Annotated in this window: 20 protein-coding genes; 10 read left to right on the top strand and 10 right to left on the bottom strand. The window is 60.4% G+C overall.

Annotation, left to right across the window (positions count from 1 at the left end; translation table 11 throughout):
- The 8 genes from JZX89_RS27135 to pcaD form a co-directional block, all read right to left on the bottom strand.
- Positions 1–840: a transporter substrate-binding domain-containing protein gene (locus tag JZX89_RS27135; RefSeq protein ID WP_207135979.1), complete on the bottom strand. Its 840-nt coding sequence runs from the start codon at positions 838–840 to the stop codon at positions 1–3.
- A 42-nt stretch (positions 841–882) separates the two neighbouring features.
- Entirely contained in the window at positions 883–1,533 is a 651-nt protein-coding gene (locus tag JZX89_RS27130; protein ID WP_149901538.1) for an amino acid ABC transporter permease, read from the bottom strand.
- 10 nt (positions 1,534–1,543) lie between these two features.
- A complete protein-coding gene (locus tag JZX89_RS27125) occupies positions 1,544–2,212 on the bottom strand; it encodes an amino acid ABC transporter permease (protein WP_153516847.1) in 669 nt (222 codons plus the stop codon).
- Between the two features lie 365 nt (positions 2,213–2,577).
- Positions 2,578–3,639 carry a 3-carboxy-cis,cis-muconate cycloisomerase gene (locus JZX89_RS27120; RefSeq protein WP_207135978.1) on the bottom strand — a complete coding sequence of 354 codons (1,062 nt, stop codon included), beginning with the start codon at positions 3,637–3,639 and terminating at the stop codon, positions 2,578–2,580.
- An 18-nt stretch (positions 3,640–3,657) separates the two neighbouring features.
- Positions 3,658–4,278 (bottom strand): protocatechuate 3,4-dioxygenase subunit alpha, encoded by a 621-nt coding sequence (gene pcaG / locus JZX89_RS27115; RefSeq protein WP_207135977.1) that lies wholly within the window; start codon positions 4,276–4,278, stop codon positions 3,658–3,660.
- A gap of 2 nt (positions 4,279–4,280) precedes the next feature.
- A complete protein-coding gene (gene pcaH, locus JZX89_RS27110; RefSeq protein ID WP_207135976.1) occupies positions 4,281–5,021 on the bottom strand; it encodes a protocatechuate 3,4-dioxygenase subunit beta in 741 nt (246 codons plus the stop codon).
- A complete protein-coding gene (gene pcaC / locus JZX89_RS27105) occupies positions 5,018–5,452 on the bottom strand; it encodes a 4-carboxymuconolactone decarboxylase (RefSeq protein WP_174375130.1) in 435 nt (144 codons plus the stop codon). Before pcaC ends, pcaH begins: the two co-directional genes overlap by 4 nt.
- Before the next feature lie 3 nt (positions 5,453–5,455).
- A complete protein-coding gene (pcaD, locus tag JZX89_RS27100; protein ID WP_207135975.1) occupies positions 5,456–6,253 on the bottom strand; it encodes a 3-oxoadipate enol-lactonase in 798 nt (265 codons plus the stop codon).
- A gap of 94 nt (positions 6,254–6,347) precedes the next feature.
- On the opposite strand from pcaD, the gene pcaQ reads away from it, so the two are divergent.
- Complete coding sequence (gene pcaQ / locus JZX89_RS27095) at positions 6,348–7,292, top strand: pca operon transcription factor PcaQ (protein ID WP_207135974.1); 945 nt, start codon at positions 6,348–6,350, stop codon at positions 7,290–7,292.
- On the opposite strand, the gene pobA is transcribed toward pcaQ, so the two are convergent.
- Positions 7,286–8,458: a 4-hydroxybenzoate 3-monooxygenase gene (gene pobA, locus JZX89_RS27090; RefSeq protein ID WP_207135973.1), complete on the bottom strand. Its 1,173-nt coding sequence runs from the start codon at positions 8,456–8,458 to the stop codon at positions 7,286–7,288. The genes pcaQ and pobA overlap by 7 nt on opposite strands.
- Before the next feature lie 117 nt (positions 8,459–8,575).
- Here pobA and JZX89_RS27085 point away from each other — a divergent pair, with 117 nt between their 5' ends.
- Entirely contained in the window at positions 8,576–9,499 is a 924-nt protein-coding gene (locus JZX89_RS27085; RefSeq protein WP_207135972.1) for a helix-turn-helix domain-containing protein, read from the top strand.
- On the opposite strand, the gene JZX89_RS27080 is transcribed toward JZX89_RS27085, so the two are convergent.
- On the bottom strand, positions 9,469–10,230 hold the full coding sequence (locus JZX89_RS27080; RefSeq protein WP_174375125.1) for an IclR family transcriptional regulator: 762 nt from the start codon (positions 10,228–10,230) through the stop codon (positions 9,469–9,471). The two genes, JZX89_RS27085 and JZX89_RS27080, sit on opposite strands and share 31 nt — an antisense overlap.
- 139 nt (positions 10,231–10,369) lie before the next feature.
- On the opposite strand from JZX89_RS27080, the gene JZX89_RS27075 reads away from it, so the two are divergent.
- From JZX89_RS27075 to JZX89_RS27040, 8 genes are all read left to right on the top strand, one after another.
- On the top strand, positions 10,370–11,077 hold the full coding sequence (locus JZX89_RS27075; protein ID WP_174375124.1) for a 3-oxoacid CoA-transferase subunit A: 708 nt from the start codon (positions 10,370–10,372) through the stop codon (positions 11,075–11,077).
- Positions 11,074–11,769 (top strand): CoA transferase subunit B, encoded by a 696-nt coding sequence (locus JZX89_RS27070; RefSeq protein WP_207135971.1) that lies wholly within the window; start codon positions 11,074–11,076, stop codon positions 11,767–11,769. Before JZX89_RS27075 ends, JZX89_RS27070 begins: the two co-directional genes overlap by 4 nt.
- A gap of 10 nt (positions 11,770–11,779) precedes the next feature.
- Positions 11,780–12,985, top strand: a complete 1,206-nt coding sequence (pcaF, locus tag JZX89_RS27065; protein ID WP_207135970.1) for a 3-oxoadipyl-CoA thiolase — start codon at positions 11,780–11,782, stop codon at positions 12,983–12,985.
- 503 nt (positions 12,986–13,488) lie between these two features.
- Positions 13,489–14,517, top strand: a complete 1,029-nt coding sequence (locus tag JZX89_RS27060) for a LacI family DNA-binding transcriptional regulator (protein WP_207135969.1) — start codon at positions 13,489–13,491, stop codon at positions 14,515–14,517.
- A 282-nt stretch (positions 14,518–14,799) separates the two neighbouring features.
- Positions 14,800–15,741 carry a sugar ABC transporter substrate-binding protein gene (locus JZX89_RS27055; protein ID WP_153516833.1) on the top strand — a complete coding sequence of 314 codons (942 nt, stop codon included), beginning with the start codon at positions 14,800–14,802 and terminating at the stop codon, positions 15,739–15,741.
- 138 nt (positions 15,742–15,879) lie between these two features.
- Positions 15,880–16,803 (top strand): substrate-binding domain-containing protein, encoded by a 924-nt coding sequence (locus JZX89_RS27050; protein WP_501985971.1) that lies wholly within the window; start codon positions 15,880–15,882, stop codon positions 16,801–16,803.
- Between the two features lie 46 nt (positions 16,804–16,849).
- Complete coding sequence (locus JZX89_RS27045; RefSeq protein WP_207135968.1) at positions 16,850–17,746, top strand: sugar phosphate isomerase/epimerase family protein; 897 nt, start codon at positions 16,850–16,852, stop codon at positions 17,744–17,746.
- A gap of 10 nt (positions 17,747–17,756) precedes the next feature.
- A partial coding sequence (locus tag JZX89_RS27040; protein WP_207135967.1) for a Gfo/Idh/MocA family protein occupies positions 17,757–18,746 on the top strand: 990 nt, incomplete at its 3' end.

Below are 18,746 nucleotides of genomic sequence, written 5' to 3'. Positions count from 1 at the left end.
TTACTTCACGGTGAAGGGGATGTCGGGCAGGCTGTCCGGGAAGGCCGGAACTTCGCGCTTCATCCACTTATCGTAGATCTTGGCCAGCTGGCCATCGGACTTGATCTTGTCGAGGAAGGCGTTGACGGTCTCGTTCCAGTCCTTTTCTCCCGGGCGGGTGCCGGCGCCGTTATAAAGCGTCGTCAGATCGAACTTCGGCTCGTATTTGCCTTCCGCCGCCTTGTTCAACCGGTCGCCATAAAACTGATTGCCGCCGACGGCTTCCACCTGGCCCGAGATCAGCGCCTGAATGTTGGCGGCGTCATCGTCGAAGCGCAGGATGTTTGCCTTGGAGCCTGCACCTGCGGTGATCGAGGTGTCCATGGCGCTCGACTTCGGCACGCCAACGGAAACGCCGGTCAGATCGTCATAGCCGGCGATCTTCTTGTCCTTCGGGCCATAGACGGACAACACGTTGCCGGCATAGGGCTTGGAATACTGGATGGTATTGGCGCGCTCGGCCGTCATGCCCATGGTTGCGAACAACAGGTCGACCTTGCCGGTCAGCAGGGCGGGGATGCGATTTGCCACGGCAAGCGGCACGAATTCGACCTTGACGCCGAGATAGTCGGCAAAGGCCTTGCCGATATCGGCATCGAGACCGTCCTGTACGCCGGTGGAATTGACGAAGCCCCATGGCGAATTGTCGCCCTGAATGCCGATGACGACCTTGCCCTTGGCCTTGGCCTCATCGACGGTGCCGGCGAAGGCGTCGACCGGCGCGACAAAGGGTAGCGCAACCGTTGCCGCGGCAAGCGCGAGCAGAGCGCGGCGAGAGAGTTTCATCGTGGTGGTTTTCATCTTTTGCTCCTCCTTACAAAGCTGATGAGATGGTTTTGGTTGTTAACGGGAATTGGCCTGCATCCGCCTTTCCACGCCCGCACCCCAGAGGGAAAGCGGCCAGCAGATCAGGAAATAGATGATGCCGACGATGGCGAAGACGGTGAGCGGGCGGAACGTCTGGTTGGAGACGATCTGTCCGGCACGCGACAGCTCGACGAAACCGACGATGGCCGCAAGCGAGGTGCCTTTGATGAGCTGCACCAGAAAACCGATGGTGGCCGGCAGCGAAATCTTGAAGGCCTGCGGCAGAACCACGTCCTTCATGCGGGAAATATAATGCAGGCCGAGCGCATTGGCGGCTTCTGTCTGGCCTTTCGGCACCGCCTGGATGCCGCCGCGCCAGATTTCACCGAGAAAGGCGCTGGCATGCAGGGTAAACGCGATGGCGACGGCGACCCAGGCGTCGACATTGAGGCCCGCGAGCGCCACGCCGTAATAAACCACGAAAAGCTGCATCAGCAACGGTGTTCCCTGGAACACCGCAATGAAAGCCGTGCTTGCGCGCTGGACCGCCACGCTATCGGCAACACGGGCAAGCGCCACGCAGAGACCGAAGACACCGCCGCCGATGAAGCCGATCACGGTCAGCGCCAGCGTCCATTTCAGGCCTTGCATCAGGAAGAAGAGTTGGTTGGGACCGATGGATTCCATTGTCTTCTCCTCACTTGACCGGATAGCTGAAGGATGCGCGGGAGATGAGCGAAAAAACGCCCATCATCAGCGAGGAAATGACCAGATAAAGCAGCGTGATCGAGAAATAGACCTCGAACGACCGGAAGGTGTCCGCCTCGATTTGCTGCGCCACCGATGTCAGTTCGTAAGCCGCGATCGAGGTGCAGACCGATGTCGTCAGCGTCAGCATGATGAACTGGCTGGTGAGCGACGGATAGACCGCGCGCAACGCCGGCTTCAGAATGATATGGCGGAAGATTTGCGACCGTTGCAGGCCGAGCGCCAGTCCAGCTTCCACCTGCCCCTTGGGAATGGAATCCACGCCGCCGCGAATGATTTCAATGGCATAGGCACCGCCGTTCAGAGCCAGCGCGATGATGGCGGTGACGGTGGGATTGAGCTTGATGCCGATCTGCGGCAGGGCGAAGAAGATGAAGAATATCTGTACCAGAAACGGCGTGTTGCGGATGACTTCCACAAAACCGATGACCAGACTGCGCAGCAGCTTGAACCGCGAACGACGGGCAACGACGCCGAGAACGCCGATGACGGTGGCGAGCGACATGCCGGCGATGGCAAGGCCGATCGTTGCCAGACAGGCTAAAAGCAGCTCGGGAAGGCGGTCCATGACCACCGAAAAATCGAGACTGTAAGACATTCTTCCTCCCAACCCGTTCGGGTCCGGACAGGCGTTTCGCCTTGCCCGTATCGCTTTGGACACCTGGTGGTGCCAAAGCCCTCCATTGTTTTGCTCTGCCTTGGAAGCTCTTCTTCCTCTTCCCCGGCATGTCTTAACGAGAATGTTTGTACCAGTTAGTTCATTTTAGAGTCAAGCGTCATGCCCGGTGAAAAGCGCCTCAAAAGCGGTTTTTTCTTCATTTTGTTTTTATGAGAAAGCCTTGTTATATCAATATGTAAGGCGAAAATTCGCAAGCGGTTTCGATGCACGGTTGCGCTGCCTTGGCTTTCCCATTGGAAGCGCCCGGGAACCTGTCTTCTTTTGAAAAACAACCAGTCTTTCGGCTAGTCTTCGCCGGCTCCCAGCCTGTCGATCTGCCCGGCAAGCCGCTCGGCAATCAGAAGTGCGGCGCCTGTTGCCGTCACCATTTGCGGCAGCGTCATCCATTCGAGCATCCAGCCCGCGCCGGAACGTTCCTGTTCATGGACGAGGGACTGATGCAGCGCCGATATCTGCACGGCGTTGAAGCGTGAAAGCGTCACCAGCGTTTCCGCATTGACCGGGTTCTGCTTGTGCGGCATGGCCGAGGAGCCGCCGCCGCCGGAAAGGCGGATCTCCGCGCCGAGTTCGGCCATCAGCGCGATATCCTGTCCGAACTTGCCGAGCGCGCCGGTGATGAGGGAGAGAATATTGCCGAATTCGGCGATGCCGTCGCGCTGGCTCTGCCATTGCGGTCTGTCGGCAAGACCGAGCCGTTTTGCAAGATCGGCGCGGACCGCGCCGGCATGGTCGCCGAGCTTTTCCAACGTACCGGCCGCACCGCCGAACTGGAGGGCAAAACCGTTCTGCGAAAAGGTTTCAAGCCGCAGCAGGTGGCGCTCCAGCGGTGCGGTCCAACTCGCGGCCCGGTCGGCGACGGTAATGCCGATGGCGGCCTGCATGCGGGTATAACCCGTCAGCGGGTTATGGCCGTCACGGGAGGCGAGGTCACTGAGCGTATCGATGAGGTGGCCGAGGCGGATAGTGATGATTTCAGTTGCCGCCTTCAACCGCAGCATCAGGCTGGTATCGATGACATCCTGGCTGGTCGCGCCGAAATGCACTTTGTCCGCTGCCTTGCCGGCGACCGCTGCCCGCATCTGCCGCACCAGTTCCGGCACCACCACGCCATCCTTTGCGACGCCGTGGCGAAGCGCCGTCATATCGGCGGCAAAGTCAGTCAGCCCCGAAACGATGGCTTCCGCCACACCATCCGCCAGAATACCGGCCTCGGCTTCCGCTTCCGCCAGAGCCGTTTCGAAGCGGGCCATGGCGTCGATATCCGCTTTTGCCGCAAACAGTTCGACGATCTCGCTATCGCCGAAAATGCCTGACAGAAACGGATGTTCGAAGGGTGTAAGGCTCATCTCAGGTTTCGCTTCCGCTTAGATATCGAAAAACACCGTTTCGCCTTCGCCCTGAAGACGGATATCGAAACGATAGATATTCCCCTCTTCCTTTCTGGCGACAAGCGTGGCGATGCGGCTTTTCTGTTCGACGCGGCCAAGAACCGGATCGGCTGCATTGGCCTCCTGCTCTTCCGGAAAATACATGCGGGTCTGAAGGCCGATATTGATGCCGCGCGCCACGATCCAGAAGGTGATGTGCGGCGCCATCGGCCGGCCGTCGCGGAAAGGCACGGTACCCGGCTTGATCGTCTCGAAAATGAATTCGCCGGTATCCATGTCGCCGGGTGAGCGGCCCCAGCCGATGAAATTTGGGTCGGCCTTGCCGCGGGTTTCGCTCGGGCTGTTGTAAAAACCGTCCGTATCCGCCTGCCAGATTTCGACCAGCGCGTCCTTCAGCGGCATGCCTGCGCCGTCATAGACAGTGCCGCGCACGCTGATGCGCTCGCCACGGGCCTTGTCGTTGTAGAGCGCGCCAGATCCGAGATCCTTTTCGAACACGCCTTCGATGCCGACGAAATTGGGTGTGCAGCCGATATGCACATAGGGGCCTGCCGTCTGCGAGGCGGTCTCTTTGAAATAGTTGAGCGGCTGAACCATGGTCAGTTGCCCTCCATGCGGTTTTCGAAAAGGGTGGAGCGGCGACCGCGCAGCACGATATCGAACTTATAGGCCAACATATCCATCGGCAGCGTCGCATTCATGTCCAGCGGTGCGATCAATCTTCTGATCGCATCCTCGTCCGGAATGGTTTTGACGATGGGACATTTCCAGATCAGCGGATCGCCTTCGAAATACATCTGGGTGATGAGCCGCTGAGCAAAGCCGTGGCCGAAGACCGAGAAATGGATGTGGGCCGGCCGCCAGTCATTGACGCCGTTCGGCCAGGGGTAAGCGCCCGGCTGGATGGTCTTGAACCAGTAATAACCGTTCTCGTCGGTAATCGTGCGGCCGACGCCGCCGAAATTCGGATCGATGGCGGCGAGATAGCTTTCCTTCTTGTGGCGATAGCGTCCGCCGGCATTGGCCTGCCAGAATTCCACCAGCGCGCCATCCACACCGCGGCCGCGCTCGTCCAGCACCCGGCCGTGCACCAGAATGCGCGGGCCAACCGGCATTTCGCCGGGGCGGGCATAGTTGAGGATGAGGTCGTTATCCAGCGGGTTCAGCATATCATGGCCGAAGACCGGGCCGGTGATCTCGCTTTTCGTGCCTTCCAGCGAAATCAGCGCGCGCTGCGGTGAACGCAGAATGGAGGTCTTGTAGCCGGGCGCATAGGCCAGCGGGTGAATATCGCGGTTGCGCGCGAAGAACGGCCCGGTTTCGGGCGGCTGGTTGCTCATTTCGTCTCCTCCCCATCGCCAGAATTATCATGGGAACTATCGGCCTTCATGCTGGCCAGGGCAAGCTTGGCGATCTTGAAAGCATGGTTGGCGGCAGGCACGCCGGCATAGATCGCCACATGCAGCAGCGCCTCGCGGATGTCGGCTTCGGTGGCGCCGGTATTGGCGGTGGCGCGCACATGCATGGCCAGTTCCTCATCCTGCCCCAGCGCGGCGAGCAAGGCGATGGTGACCATAGAGCGCTCGCGCTTCGTCCAGTGATTGCCGGACCACACCGTGCCCCAGGCGGCTTCGGTGATGAGTTGCTGGAAAGGCTGGTCGAAGCCGGACGTCATGGTCTGCGCCCGGTCCACATGGGCGTCGCCCAGCACCGAGCGACGGGTTTTCATGCCCTGTTCGAAACGTTCATTCTTGTCGATATGGTCCGCCATCGGTCAATGCTCCGGCAAGGTCTTCAGAAAAATGCACGCTGCCTGTGTGTAGGCACGCGGCTGTTCAAGGCAGGGAATGTGTCCGCAGCCGGCAATGGTTACAAAGCGGCTCGCAGGGATAAGATCGGCCAGCGACCGCACCAGTTCCGGCGGGGTGGAGCCGTCCTGATCGCCCGCGACACAGAGTGTTGGCACGGCGAAGCGGCCTGCTTCTTGCGTAAAATCCGCATCGCGGATGGCGGCGCAGGTGCCGCTGTAACCCGCTTCCGGCTGCTGGCATAACATGTTGCGCGCACCGGCATAAGCGGCATTGCCCGGTGTGCGGAAAGCGGGCGTGAACCAGCGTTCCATGACGGGATCGACCAGCGAGGCGAGGCCGTCGGCGGCAATCTTGTCGATGCGTGTATTCCACATTTCGGCCGTGCCGATCTTGTGGGCGGTGTTGCTAAGCACCAGGGCGCGGACGAGATCGGGACGGCGCGCATAAATCCCCTGCGCAATGAGGCCACCGACCGAGAGGCCCCAGATAATGGCGCTTTTAACGCCGAGATGATCGAGGAGTTCGATCAGGTCACCGGCATGATCGTCGATGGAATAGGGAGTGCGCCCGACATCGGAAAGCCCGTGGCCGCGCTTGTCGTGCAGGACATGCGCATAATCATCGCCCAGCGCTTCTATCACCGCATCCCAGATGCGGAAATCGGTGCCGAGCGAATTGATGAAGGCGATGACCGGCTTGCCGCTGTCCAATCCCTTAATGCGATAATGGATCACAGTCTCGCCGCAGCGCAGAAAATGCATGATGTGCTCCTCCTGCGAAGGATATTGCAAGCCGGTTCCGGTTAAGTAAAATGACATTATCGATGAAAATCATAACCTATGGATTATATGAGCGATGGTCGACCAGCGTATCAAGTTCCGCCACCTGCAGACTTTCGTGGAGGTGGCGCGCCAGAAAAGCGTCATCCGCGCGGCGGAAATCCTGCATGTCAGCCAGCCGGCGGTGACGAAGACCATTCGCGAGCTGGAAGAGATTCTCGGCGTCTCGTTATTCGACCGCGAGGGGCGCGGCATCCGTATCAGCCGTTATGGCGAGGTGTTCCTGCGCCATGCGGGCGCGACGATGACGGCGCTGCGTCAGGCGGTCGATTCGGTCTCGCAGGAGGCGGCGCGTGCCGGTCCTCCCGTCCGGGTCGGCGCTCTGCCCACGGTTTCGGTGCGGATCATGCCGAAGGCGATGGCCGGTTTTCTGGCGGAAAAGACCGGTAGCCCGGTCAAGATCGTCACCGGCGAAAACGCCGTGCTGCTGGAGCAGCTGCGTGTCGGCGATCTCGATCTCGTCGTTGGGCGTCTCGCCGCGCCGCAGAAAATGGCGGGCTTTTCTTTCGAACATCTCTATTCTGAAAAGGTGCGCTTCGTGGTGCGCGCCGGCCACCCGCTGCTTTCTCCGGGCCTTTCGGTGTTCGATCACCTGCATGAATATCCGGTGCTGATGCCGACGCGGCAATCCGTCATCGGTCCTGTTGTTGAGCAGTTTCTGATCGCCAACGGCGTTCCGGCCCTGCCGATCCGCATCGAAACCGTCTCGGATGCCTTCGGCCGTGCCTTCCTGCGTACCAGCGATGCGATCTGGATCATCTCGGAAGGCGTGGTGGCGGCAGATGTGGCGGATGGCATTCTGGCGATCCTGCCGGTTGAGACCGGCGACACCAGCGGTCCCGTGGGGCTGACGGTCAGGGCCGATACGCAGCCCTCCCTGCCGCTGTCGCTGCTGATGCAGGCTATTCGCGAGGCAGCGAGCGAGTTGCTGGATGGGAAAACGGAAGCTGCATCTCAGTAAGGAAGCCCGACATAGTTTTCCGCAAGGGCCGTGGAAGCGGCGCGGGATTGGACGAGATAGTCCAGCTCCGCTTCCTGAATGCGCTGGCCGAAATCTCCCGTATCGGGAAAGCGGTGCATCATCGTCGTCATCCACCATGAGAAACGCACAGCCTTCCAGACGCGGGAAAGCGCCTTTTGCGAATAAGCATCGATGCCGGCCTTGGACCTGTCGCGATAAAACTCGATCAGCGCCTCGCTCAGATAATGCACATCGCTGGCGGCGAGGTTGAGGCCCTTAGCACCGGTGGGTGGTACGATGTGTGCGGCATCGCCCGCCAGAAACAGCCGCCCAAACCGCATGGGTTCGCAGACGAAGGACCGTAGCGGCGCGATGGATTTTTCGAAGGAAGGGCCGGTTACCATGGCATCCGCATGGTTTTCCGGCAGGCGACGGCGGATTTCATCCCAGAAACGCTCGTCACTCCAGTCCTCGGGCCGGTCATCCAGCGAACATTGGATGTAATAACGGCTGCGTGTGTGCGAGCGCATGGAACAGAGAGCAAAACCGCGCGGGTGGTTGGCGTAGATAAGTTCGTGGTTGACCGGCGGCACATCGGCCAGAATGCCGAGCCAGCCGAAGGGGTAGACTTTCTCGAATTCCTTGATCGCGCCCTGAGGCACCGATTTGCGGCTCACACCGTGAAAACCGTCGCAACCGGCGACGAAATCGCAATCGATCCGGTGGGTTACGCCGTCTTTCTGGTAGGTGACATAGGGGCTTGCGCCATCAAAATCATGCGGTTCGACATTGCCGGCGTCATAGATCGTCACAAGGTTTGCCGCCTCACGCACATCCATCAGGTCATGGGTCACCTCGGTCTGGCCATAGACCATGACGCGTTTGCCGGCGGTCAGATCGAACAGATCGATGCGATGGTCGCGGCCGTCGAAGGTCAGCGAAAAACCGTCATGCGGCAAGCCTTCCCGGTGCAGGCGCTTGTCCGCGCCAACCTTTTCCATCAGCTGCACCGTGCCTTCTTCCAGCACACCGGCGCGGACGCGGCCGAGGATGTAATCCTTGCCGACCCGGTCGAGAATGACGGTCTCGATGCCTTCTCTCGCAAGAAGCTGGCCGAGCAGAAGCCCTGATGGGCCGGAGCCGATGATGACGACCTGTGTGCGCATTATTTCCTCCCGAACTTGTCTCCGGTCAAGAAATTGACCAAGGCGGGCCACAAGCTCAATGGACTTTCTGATCCGTAAGTTGCACAATCCGACCATCAGACGGAGGAGTGTGGTGAGATGCGGGTTGCTGCGAATGAGGGGCTTTATGGCGAAGAAGCAGCGCAAGGCACTGATTTTCGCTTCCATTGTGAGACGCTTTTTTCAAGAAGCAGCTTGCACCGCTTCGAAATCGGGTTGCATCGCCATTCCGCCTTTCTGCAAATCTTGTACATTTTTGGCGGCGAGGGCGATGCGTTGCTGGATGGCCGTATCGAGCCTATCCGTCCGCCGGTCGCCATCATCGTGCCGCCGGGTTTCGAACACGGCTTCCGTTTTTCACGCGATATTGGTGGAGTGATCGTCACCATGCTGCCGGGCGCGCTGCCGGCATCGGTGCAGGCGCTTTTGCTGCGCAATTTCCAGCGGCCAGTGCTTCTGCGGTTGCGGGATTTTGCCGAGGAAGAATGCCTGCGCCAAGGTTTCGAACGGATTTCCGCCGAATATGAGGCCCGTGAGATCGGCCGGGATGCGATGATCGAAGGCCAGCTCGCCACCGTCGTCACGCTTTTGACGCGGGCGGCGCGCCCGCTTCTGGAAACGAGCGGCGAAGGCCTTGCGGAGCAGCGTTTCGAACGGTTGCTGTCGCTGATCGCCCGCCATATCCGCGAGCCGCAAAAAGCCGGGTTTTACGCCAAGAAGGTCGGTCTGTCCGAGACTCATCTCAACCGTCTGGTCCGCTCGGTTTCCGGCCTCAGCCTGCAGCGGCTGATCGCTAAGCGTCAGATCGAGATAGCCCAGCAGGAACTGATCTTCACCGTCTCGAGTGTGCAGATGATCGCCGAAGGGCTGGGCTTTGCCGATCCCGCCTATTTCAATCGCTTCTACAGGCGTGAGACAGGCATGACGCCGCGCGCCTGGCGGGTCGCCGAACAGCAGAAAATGGGCGATTCCCGCGCGCGACAGAAAGAGCCTCAGACCAGCATTCTCGCCAGTTCCCGCTGAACGGCAAGAAGTTCCGGCAGGTAGCGCTCCACCAGATCCTCCATCGAGGCCACCGAGGCGGCGAGCCCGACATTAAGCGCGGCGACCGTCTGGCCGCGCACGCTTTTCAGCGGCACGGCGATGGAGCGAAGACCGATTTCGACTTCCTGATCGATCAGCGCATAACCGCGATGGCCGGTCGCCTCAATCTCGGCGAGCAGGGCGTCCATGCTGGTGATCGTTCTTTCCGTGCGGGCGACCAGGCGGGAGGCCTCGAGGATTTCGTGTTGCCGCTCGTTTGGCTGCGCCGAAAGAAGAACGCGGCCCATGGAGGTGCAATAAGCGGGCAGGCGTGAGCCCGGCATCAGCGCAATCGACATGACGCGTTGCTGGGCGGCCCGCGCCACATAAACGATCTCGGTCTCGTCCAGAATGGAGACTGAGGTGCTCTGGCCGATCTCCTCCGACAGGCGGTCTAGCAGCGGCTGCACGATCTTCGGCAGCGGCATTGTGGCCAGACAGCCGGTGCCGAGCCGCAGCACCTTGGGTGTGACGGTGAAGAATTTGCCGTCATAGGCCGCATAACCGAGTTCCGAGAGTGTGAGCAGACAGCGCCGTGTCGTCGCACGATCAAGCCCGGCAATCTCGGCAGCATCGGAAATCGAAAGCCGTGGACGCTCGGCGCTGAAGGCCTCGATCACCCGCAATCCCTTGGCGAGACCGCCCATCATGTCTCTTTCACTGACGGCCATGCTCAAGCTCCATTTGTGCGATATACGAACAAAAATCATATAACGCACAAAATTCTTGCCGTCGAGGCATTTTCGGCTTTACCTCATGGCCAAGCAGCCTTGTCGGTTCCATCCGCTCGGCTGGATGGAGGTTTTAAGAATGGACAAGACAATCAAGAGTGCTGAAGAGGCGCTTTCCGGCATCGGTGATGGTGCGACGATCATGATCGGCGGTTTCGGCGGATCGGGCGCGCCGATCGAGTTGATCCATGCGCTTATAGACAAAGGGCCGAAGAACCTGACGGTCATCAACAACAATGCCGGCAATGGCCGCATTGGCATCGCCGCGATGATCGACGCTGGCATGGTCAGGAAAATGATCTGCTCCTTCCCGCGCTCTTCCGATCCGCGTGCCTTTACAGACCGGTATCTGGCCGGCGAAATCGAATTGGAACTGGTGCCGCAAGGGACGCTCGCCGAGCGCATCCGCGCCGGCGGTGCCGGTATTCCGGCCTTCTACACCCCGACCGGCTTTGGCACCGAATTGGCGCAAGGCAAGGTCATCGCAGAATTCGACGGCCGCTCTTACGTGCAGGAGCGCTGGCTGAAGGCGGATTTCGCCATCGTCAAGGCCGAACTTGGCGATACCTATGGCAACCTCACCTACAACAAGGCCGGGCGCAATTTTAACCCGCTGATGTGCATGGCCGCAAAGACGACCATCGCGCAGGTTTCCAGGATCGTCGCCGCCGGAGAGATCGACCCGGAGCATGTCGTTACCCCCGGTATTTTTGTGAACGGCGTCGTGGAAATCCCCGATCCGCAACAGGAAGAAGTCCTCATTCGTGCGGGAGTAGCATACGCATGACCCAGACCATCGACACCCGCGAAGATATCAAGCTCTCCAATGCCCAGATCGCCTGGCGCGCGGCGCAGGACATCGAGGACGGTGCTTACGTCAACCTTGGCATCGGCTTTCCGGAAATGGTGGCGCGTTATCAGCCGCCCGGCCGTCAGGCGATCTTCCACACTGAAAATGGCATCCTGAATTTCGGCGAAGCGCCGCCGGAAGGCGAGGAGGACTGGAACCTCATCAATGCCGGCAAGAAGGCCGTGACGCTGAAACCCGGTGCCGCCTTCTTCCACCATGCCGACAGCTTCGCCATGGTGCGCGGCGGGCATCTGGATGTGGCGATCCTCGGAGCCTATCAGGTGGCGCAGAATGGCGATCTCGCCAATTGGCGCGTCGGCTCCAGGGGCGTGCCGGCCGTCGGCGGGGCCATGGATCTGGTGCATGGCGCCAAGCAGGTTTTTGTCATCACCGAACATGTCACCAAGAATGGCGAACCGAAGCTCGTTGAGACATGCGCTTTTCCGCTCACTGGCGTCGGCTGCATCACCCGCATATATACCAGCCATGCGGTGATCGACGTGGTGGATGGCCGTTTTGTGCTGCGCGAAAAACTGCGGGCGATGACGTTTGAGGAATTGCAGGCCATGACCGGTGCGCCACTGCATGTGGATGGCGAGGTAATCGATCTCGTCGCCCCGGAACTGTGAGGAAAAACCGATGACCGACGCATTCATCTGCGATTATATCCGCACGCCCATCGGCCGCTTTGGCGGCGCGCTATCTTCGGTGCGGGCCGACGATCTCGGGGCGGTGCCTCTCAAGGCATTAATGGAACGCAATCCGTCCATCGACTGGGAAGCCGTCGAGGATGTGATCTTCGGCTGCGCCAATCAGGCGGGCGAGGATAACCGCAACGTGGCGCGCATGTCGTTGCTGCTCGCCGGCCTGCCGGTTTACGTGACGGGAACGACCATCAACCGGCTGTGCGGCTCGGGCATGGACGCCGTCATTGCGGCCGCCCGCGCCGTGAAATCGGGCGAGGCGGAGCTGATGATCGCCGGCGGCGTGGAAAGCATGAGCCGCGCGCCCTTCGTTCTGCCAAAGGCGGAAAGCGCCTTTTCGCGCAATGCCGAAATTTATGACACCACCATCGGCTGGCGTTTCGTCAACCCGCTGATGAAGGCGCAATATGGCGTCGATTCCATGCCGGAAACCGGTGACAATGTTGCCGTCGATTATCAGGTCTCGCGGGAGGATCAGGATGCCTTTGCGGTGCGCAGCCAGCAGAAGGCGGCGGATGCGCAGGCTAATGGCCGTCTCGACAAGGAAATCGTTTCGGTGACGATCCCGCAGCGCAAGGGTGATCCGCTTGTTGTCTCAAGGGACGAACACCCGCGTGCGACAAGCCTTGAAGCGTTGGCGAAGCTGAAGCCGGTGAACAAGCGCGATGGCGCGACGGTGACGGCGGGCAATGCCTCCGGTGTCAATGATGGTGCGGCCGCGCTCATCATCGCTTCGGCGGAAGCGGCGAAGAAATATGGGCTCACCCCCATTGCCCGCATCCTCGGTGGTGCCGCCGCCGGTGTGCTGCCGCGCGTGATGGGCATCGGCCCGGCCCCGGCCTCGGCCAAGCTCCTGACGCGGCTCGGGTTGAAGCAGGAACAGCTTGACGTGATCGAGCTGAACGAGGCCTTCGCCAGCCAGGGACTTGCGACGCTGCGCCAGCTCGGCATTGCCGATGACGATGCGCGGGTGAATGCTAATGGCGGCGCGATCGCGCTTGGCCATCCGCTCGGCATGTCGGGTGCCCGCATTGCCGGCACGGCGGCGCTTGAACTTTCGCTGACGGGCAAGCGGCTTGCGCTCGCTACCATGTGCATCGGCGTCGGGCAGGGTATTGCCGTGGCGCTGGAGCGAGTCTGACCGGATAGCGGCATTCGGTATCGGTATACGGGGCGAGTGCCGTCGTGATACGGTGCGGATGCTGCTGTAAAATGGGGTGAATGCCGCTGACTCAGTTTCATTACGCGTGATTGGAACCATTCAGACCACTCGGCAGACGATTTTCTCGCCTTGCCCCCCCAAATTCCCCTCATTCCTGTGCTTGTCACAGGAATCCAGCCAACGCGCGTCTGCGCGACGAAAGAGTCCCTTCAGCCCAAGGATTTGGGCTGGCTGGATCTCTGTGACAAGCACAGAGATGAGGGAAGGAGGCGTGGTGAAAAACAAAGAGATGGGGAAGGAGGCATGGCGGACTAGACATAGCGGCTAGTCGTGGTGGATGGTAAAGCAGACGCCACACTGAAGACGAAGCCTCAGCATTTTCCCATGACGCTTCCCGCCATATTCCTCAGCCCATGTTGGATTCCATCATTATACGTGACATGTTTTGCGAGATATGACAGGAATCTTTCCGGGGAGCCAACATGAAGCGTCCGACCATCACCGATGTCGCAAAAGCCGCGAGCGTCAGCGTCGCCACCGTCGACCGGGTACTGAACGGCCGCCTGCCGGTGCGGGAGGAAACCGCGCGGCGGGTATTCGAGGCGGCGGAGAAGATCGGCTTTCACGCCACCAACATCATTCGCCAGCGCATGCTGGCCGATATGCCGTCCTATAGTCTCGGCATCATCCTGCGCAAGGAACGGCATGCTTTCTACCAGACCTTTGCCGACGAGCTGGAGCTTGCGGCGCGCAACATCCGGGATCGCCACCTCAATCTGCGTATTGAATTCGCCCAGTCGGGGGAGCCGGCTGAGCTTGCAGCGTTGCTGACAGGCATGAAGGGCCGCGTGCAGGCGGTTGCCGCCACGGGGCCGGACCATCACGATGTTACGGCCGCCGTCGAGGCTTTGAAAGCCAAAGGCATTCCGACGTTTTCGTTGCTGTCCGATTTTGCCCAGGGCGTGAGGGAGGCGTATCTCGGCGCCAACAATATGAAGGTTGGGCGCACGGCCGCCTGGATGATTTCGCAACTGGCGCGCAGCAGGGGGAAGGTGCTTTTGCTGCTGGGCGGCCACCGGTTCCACGGCCATTCGCTGCGCGAAACGGGCTTTCGCAGCTACATGCGGGAATATGCGCCGGAATTCGAGGTAATGGATGCCCTCATCACGCTCGAAACGCGTCGCCTGACCTATGAGCTTGTCATGGACACCATCGCCAAGCACCGGGATCTCGTCGGCATCTATTGCATCGGCGGCGGCATGGAAGGGGTGGTCGAGGCCATGCAGCAGGAAAACAAGCAGGAGACAATCGTCTGTCTCGTGAATGAACTCACGCCCGAGTCCCGTCAGGCACTGCTGGAAAGGCGCATCAGCGGCGTCTTCCAGACACCGCTTCGCGAGTTGTGCGCCGACCTTCTTGCCACCATGGTCCACACCATCGAACACGGTATTGCGGAAACGCCGGGACAGCGTTTTGTGCCTGCGCATCTGTGGGTTCCTGAGAGCCTTTGATGGTTTGATGGATTCCATCATAAATCCGGTGTGTGTTTCTATCAGGCTTGATGGTTTCGGTGGTCTCTGACGCGTTGACGCCGGGACCGGACTAGGAAATCTTGGCCGCGGGTGGAACGGGCAGGAGGCCGGACCCACACGACATTAGATTATTTCGAGGCTGTTTGACGCTGCGAGTTTTCCTTCGCGGCGAAGGCCAGCTTTTGCCGGAAGACGGTGGTGGCGCGATGCGCTCAAGCCGGCTCGACCGGTTCTTTTCAAAGGGGTTTGGAGGAGAACGACATGAAAAGACATTTCGCAATTGCAGCTTTCGCCGCGATGCTGGCAACGGGCGCATCGGCGCAGACCGTCGGGGTTTCTATGGCCCTGTTCGACGATAATTTCCTGACCGTGCTGCGCAACGGCATGATTGATTATTCCAAGGGCATGAGCGGCGTTTCGCTGCAGGTCGAGGATGCGCAGAACGATGTCGGCAAGCAGCTGAGCCAGGTGCAGAACTTCGTCGCCGCCGGTGTCGATGCCATCATCGTCAATCCGGTGGATACGGACGCGACCGTGGCGCTTTCGCAGGCCGCTGCCGCCGCGGGCATTCCGCTCGTTTACGTCAACCGCCAGCCGGTCAATCTCGACAGCCTGCCGGAAAAACAGGCCTTTGTCGCCTCCGATGAAAAGCAGTCGGGCACGTTGCAGACGCAGGAAGTCTGCCGGCTGTTGAAGGAGGCGGGCAAGACGGAAGCCAGGGCCGTGGTGATGATGGGCGAGCTTTCCAACCAGGCGGCGCGTATGCGCACGCAGGATATCAAGGATGTCGTCGCCACGCCCGATTGCAGCTTCATCAAGCTTGTCGAGGAACAATCCGCCAACTGGTCGCGCACGCAAGGGTCGGACCTGATGACCAACTGGCTTTCAGCCGGCGTTGAGTTCGATGCCGTCATTTCCAACAATGACGAGATGGCCATCGGCGCTATCCAGTCGCTGAAGGCGGCGGGCCGGTCGATGGACAGCGTCATCATCGCCGGCATCGACGCCACGCAGGACGCGCTTGCCGCCATGGCGGCGGGGGATCTGGATGTCAGCGTTTTCCAGAATGCCGCAGGGCAGGGCAAGGGTGCTCTCGATGCGGCGCTGAAACTCGCCAAGGGTGAGACGATCGACAAGAAGGTCTTCGTTCCCTTCGAACTGGTGACGCCTGACAACCTCAAGAACTATCAGGCCAAGAACTGAGCCATGGCCTTGCCTTGGCGGCTTCTCCGCTCCCGGGGAGTGCCGCCGGGCGGGCCGAACGCGCCGGAGCCGGCAGGATGGTCGGCTCCGGCGAAACAAAATGATGCAATCAGCAGCGATTTTCCGTGGGAGGAAACCTTGAAGAAACTATTGATGGCGACGGCGCTCTGCATCTTCGCGACACCGGCCCTTGCCGAGACCCGCATCGCAGTCTCGATGACGTCTTTCGACAATCCGTTTCTGACGATCCTGCTTAACGGTATCAGGGCTGAAGCCGGGCGCGATAAAAACATCGAGCTTCTGGTCGAGGACGCCCAGCTCGATCCGTCGAAGCAGCTCAATCAGGTGCAGAATTTCATCGCCAATGGTGTCGACGCGATCATCGTCAATGCGGTGGATGGCGATGCCACTGCCGCAATCACCAAGGCCGCATCAGCCGCAAAAATTCCGCTGGTTTATGTCAACCATCCGCCGGCCGAGCTGGAAACCGGCCTGCCTGACGGAACGGCCTTTGTCGGTTCCAACGAACTCGATTCCGGCACTATGGAAGCTGAAGCCGCCTGCAAGCTGATGGGCGGCAAGGGCAAGGCCGTCATCCTGATGGGGCCATTGGAAAACCATGCGGCGCTGGTGCGCACCAGGGATGTCGAAACGGTATTTTCCAAACCGGAATGCAAGATCGAAACCCTCGAAAAGCAGACAGCGAATTGGAGCCGCACGCAGGCGCAGGACCTCGTATCCTCCTGGCTGACGGCGGGCATCCAGTTCGATGCCGTCATAGCCAATAATGATGAAATGGCGATCGGAGCCGCGCAGGCGCTCAAAGCAGCGGGCGTTTCCATGAAGGATGTCGTCATTGCCGGCATCGACGCCACGCCGGATGGTCTTGCCGCCATGCAGGCCGGCGATCTCGATATCACCGTTTACCAGAATGCGACGAAGCAGGGGGAGGTCTCCGTCCAGACGGCGGTGAAGGCCGCTGCCGGGCAACGCACTGAGAAGACGCTCTGGGTGCCGTTCGAACTCGTTACACCGGAAAACATGTCCGCCTACGCGAAATAGACGGGGCTTCGGCCCCGGTCTTTTTATCCCTCCACTGGAAACAGCCATGAAACATACGCTCGATCCCCACATGTTCCGGCATCTCTCGTTGCCTGAGACCTGCCGCAAGGTCGCCGAACTCGGTTATGATTACGTCGAACTTTCGCCGCGCCCGGATTTCCTCTCCTGGTGGACACGGCCCAAGGTCTATCCCGAACGGGTCGCCGAATTCAAAAAGGCGTTGAAGGACCACGGTGTCGGCCTTGCCACGCTGCAACCCATGTACCGCTGGGCAAGCCCCTATCCGGACGAATGGGAAGTGGCGATCGACAACTGGAAACGCGCCATCGAGATCGCGGTCGAGATGGAATGCCCGATGTTCGTTTCGGAATTCGGCCGTGGCGGCTCGCCGGACCGCAGCCTCAACGACCGCTCCGGCCTGCACCGGCCGGAAACCTGCGAGGCGCAGTTCTTCCGCGCCATGGATATTCTGGTGCCGATCCTGGAGCGGGAAGGGCTGGTGCTGTCGCTGGAGGCGCATCCCGAAGACTGGATCGAGGAGATCGCGCCGGCCATCGACATCATCAAGACCATCAATTCCAAGGCGGTGAAGGCCTCCTTCATCGCGCCGCACACGTTCTTTTACGGGCCGGACATGGTGGCGAACCTGCGCGCGACGGAGGGCCATCTGGTGCATGTGCGCCTTGCCGATACCTATGATCACAACAAGTCGTCGCAGCTGCGTTACATCGTCAATCCGCCCGGCTCGAAGGTGAGGGTGCACCAGCACACCGATTTCGGCCAGGGCGAGATCGACTGGGAGACCTTCTTTGCGACGCTTGCCGACATGAAATTCGACGGCGTGCTGTCGAACTGCGTCTTTGCCTGGGAAGATCGCGTCGATGAAAGCGCGCGGTTCATGCTCAGCGAAACCCGGCGATACGTCGCCAAATACTGGAAATGAGGTTTTTCAGATGACTGTGAGAATTGGTGTCGTCGGCACCGGCGCAATCGGGCGCGATCACGCCCGCCGTATCAACAAGGTTCTGGGCGGCGGGAAGATCGTTGCGCTCAGCGACGTCAACCGCGCCTCGGCCGAGGCGGTCAAAAACGACATCGCCCCGGATGCCGTCGTTTTCGCAACCGGCGAAGAGCTGATCGCATCGCCCGATGTGGATGCCGTGCTCGTCACCTCATGGGGCGCAACCCATGAGCAATATGTGCTGGCGGCCATTGCTGCCGGAAAGCCATGCTTCTGCGAAAAGCCGTTGGCGACGACGGCGGAAGGCGCAAGGCGCATCGTCGATGCCGAAGTGGCGCATGGCAAGCGGCTGGTGCAGGTGGGCTTCATGCGCCGTTACGACGCCGGTTACGTGGCGCTGAAACAGGCGGTGGATAGCAAGATCGGCGCGCCGATCATGGTGCATGCCGCCCACCGCAACCCGACGGTTCCGGAACAGTACGTCACGCCCATGGCGATCCACGACACGATGATCCATGAGATCGACGTGTTGCGCTGGCTGCTTGACGATGACTATGTTTCGGCCCGCGTTCTCTTTCCCCGCTCCGCTGCCCGCAGCCATGCGAAGCTGAAGGACCCGCAGATCGTCATTCTCGAAACCGCCAAGGGCACGATCATCGACGTCGAAATCTTCGTCAATTGCCACTACGGCTATGATATCCAGTGCCAGGTGGTGGGTGAAGACGGCATTGCCAGCCTGCCGGAGCCGATGTCGGTGCAGACGCGCCTCGGCGCCAGGCTGCAGAACGATATCCTCACCGACTGGAAGGATCGCTTCATCGCCAGCTACGATGTCGAATTGCAGGATTTCATCCACGCGGCGGCAAAGGGCACGGCCTCGGGACCGAATTCCTGGGACGGCTACGTCGCCGCCATCACCTCCGACGCTTGCGTGGCCGCGCAGGAGAAGGACGGGGCGGTCGTTGAAATCAAGCTTCCCACC

The organism is Agrobacterium burrii (genome assembly GCF_017313405.1).
GTDB classification, from domain to species: domain Bacteria; phylum Pseudomonadota; class Alphaproteobacteria; order Rhizobiales; family Rhizobiaceae; genus Agrobacterium; species Agrobacterium burrii.
The sequence above is the reverse complement of the archived record's forward strand: the minus strand, read 5'-3'. Positions and strand labels throughout refer to the sequence as shown.

Bases quoted from the DNA above. Each gene is read 5' to 3' on its own strand.
- JZX89_RS27135 (WP_207135979.1), bottom strand. From the start codon at position 840: ATGAAAACCACCACGATGAAACTCTCTCGCCGCGCTCTGCTCGCGCTT.
- JZX89_RS27060 (WP_207135969.1), top strand. From the start codon at position 13,489: ATGAAGCGTCCGACCATCACCGATGTCGCAAAAGCCGCGAGCGTCAGC.
- pcaD (WP_207135975.1), bottom strand. From the start codon at position 6,253: ATGCATTTTCTGCGCTGCGGCGAGACTGTGATCCATTATCGCATTAAG.
- JZX89_RS27085 (WP_207135972.1), top strand. From the start codon at position 8,576: ATGCGGGTTGCTGCGAATGAGGGGCTTTATGGCGAAGAAGCAGCGCAA.
- pcaC (WP_174375130.1), bottom strand. From the start codon at position 5,452: ATGGCGGACCATATCGACAAGAATGAACGTTTCGAACAGGGCATGAAA.
- pcaF (WP_207135970.1), top strand. From the start codon at position 11,780: ATGACCGACGCATTCATCTGCGATTATATCCGCACGCCCATCGGCCGC.
- JZX89_RS27070 (WP_207135971.1), top strand. From the start codon at position 11,074: ATGACCCAGACCATCGACACCCGCGAAGATATCAAGCTCTCCAATGCC.
- pcaG (WP_207135977.1), bottom strand. From the start codon at position 4,278: ATGGTTCAGCCGCTCAACTATTTCAAAGAGACCGCCTCGCAGACGGCA.
- JZX89_RS27130 (WP_149901538.1), bottom strand. From the start codon at position 1,533: ATGGAATCCATCGGTCCCAACCAACTCTTCTTCCTGATGCAAGGCCTG.
- pcaH (WP_207135976.1), bottom strand. From the start codon at position 5,021: ATGAGCAACCAGCCGCCCGAAACCGGGCCGTTCTTCGCGCGCAACCGC.
- JZX89_RS27080 (WP_174375125.1), bottom strand. From the start codon at position 10,230: ATGGCCGTCAGTGAAAGAGACATGATGGGCGGTCTCGCCAAGGGATTG.
- JZX89_RS27125 (WP_153516847.1), bottom strand. From the start codon at position 2,212: ATGTCTTACAGTCTCGATTTTTCGGTGGTCATGGACCGCCTTCCCGAG.
- pobA (WP_207135973.1), bottom strand. From the start codon at position 8,458: ATGCGCACACAGGTCGTCATCATCGGCTCCGGCCCATCAGGGCTTCTG.
- pcaQ (WP_207135974.1), top strand. From the start codon at position 6,348: ATGGTCGACCAGCGTATCAAGTTCCGCCACCTGCAGACTTTCGTGGAG.
- JZX89_RS27120 (WP_207135978.1), bottom strand. From the start codon at position 3,639: ATGAGCCTTACACCCTTCGAACATCCGTTTCTGTCAGGCATTTTCGGC.
- JZX89_RS27075 (WP_174375124.1), top strand. From the start codon at position 10,370: ATGGACAAGACAATCAAGAGTGCTGAAGAGGCGCTTTCCGGCATCGGT.
- JZX89_RS27055 (WP_153516833.1), top strand. From the start codon at position 14,800: ATGAAAAGACATTTCGCAATTGCAGCTTTCGCCGCGATGCTGGCAACG.
- JZX89_RS27045 (WP_207135968.1), top strand. From the start codon at position 16,850: ATGAAACATACGCTCGATCCCCACATGTTCCGGCATCTCTCGTTGCCT.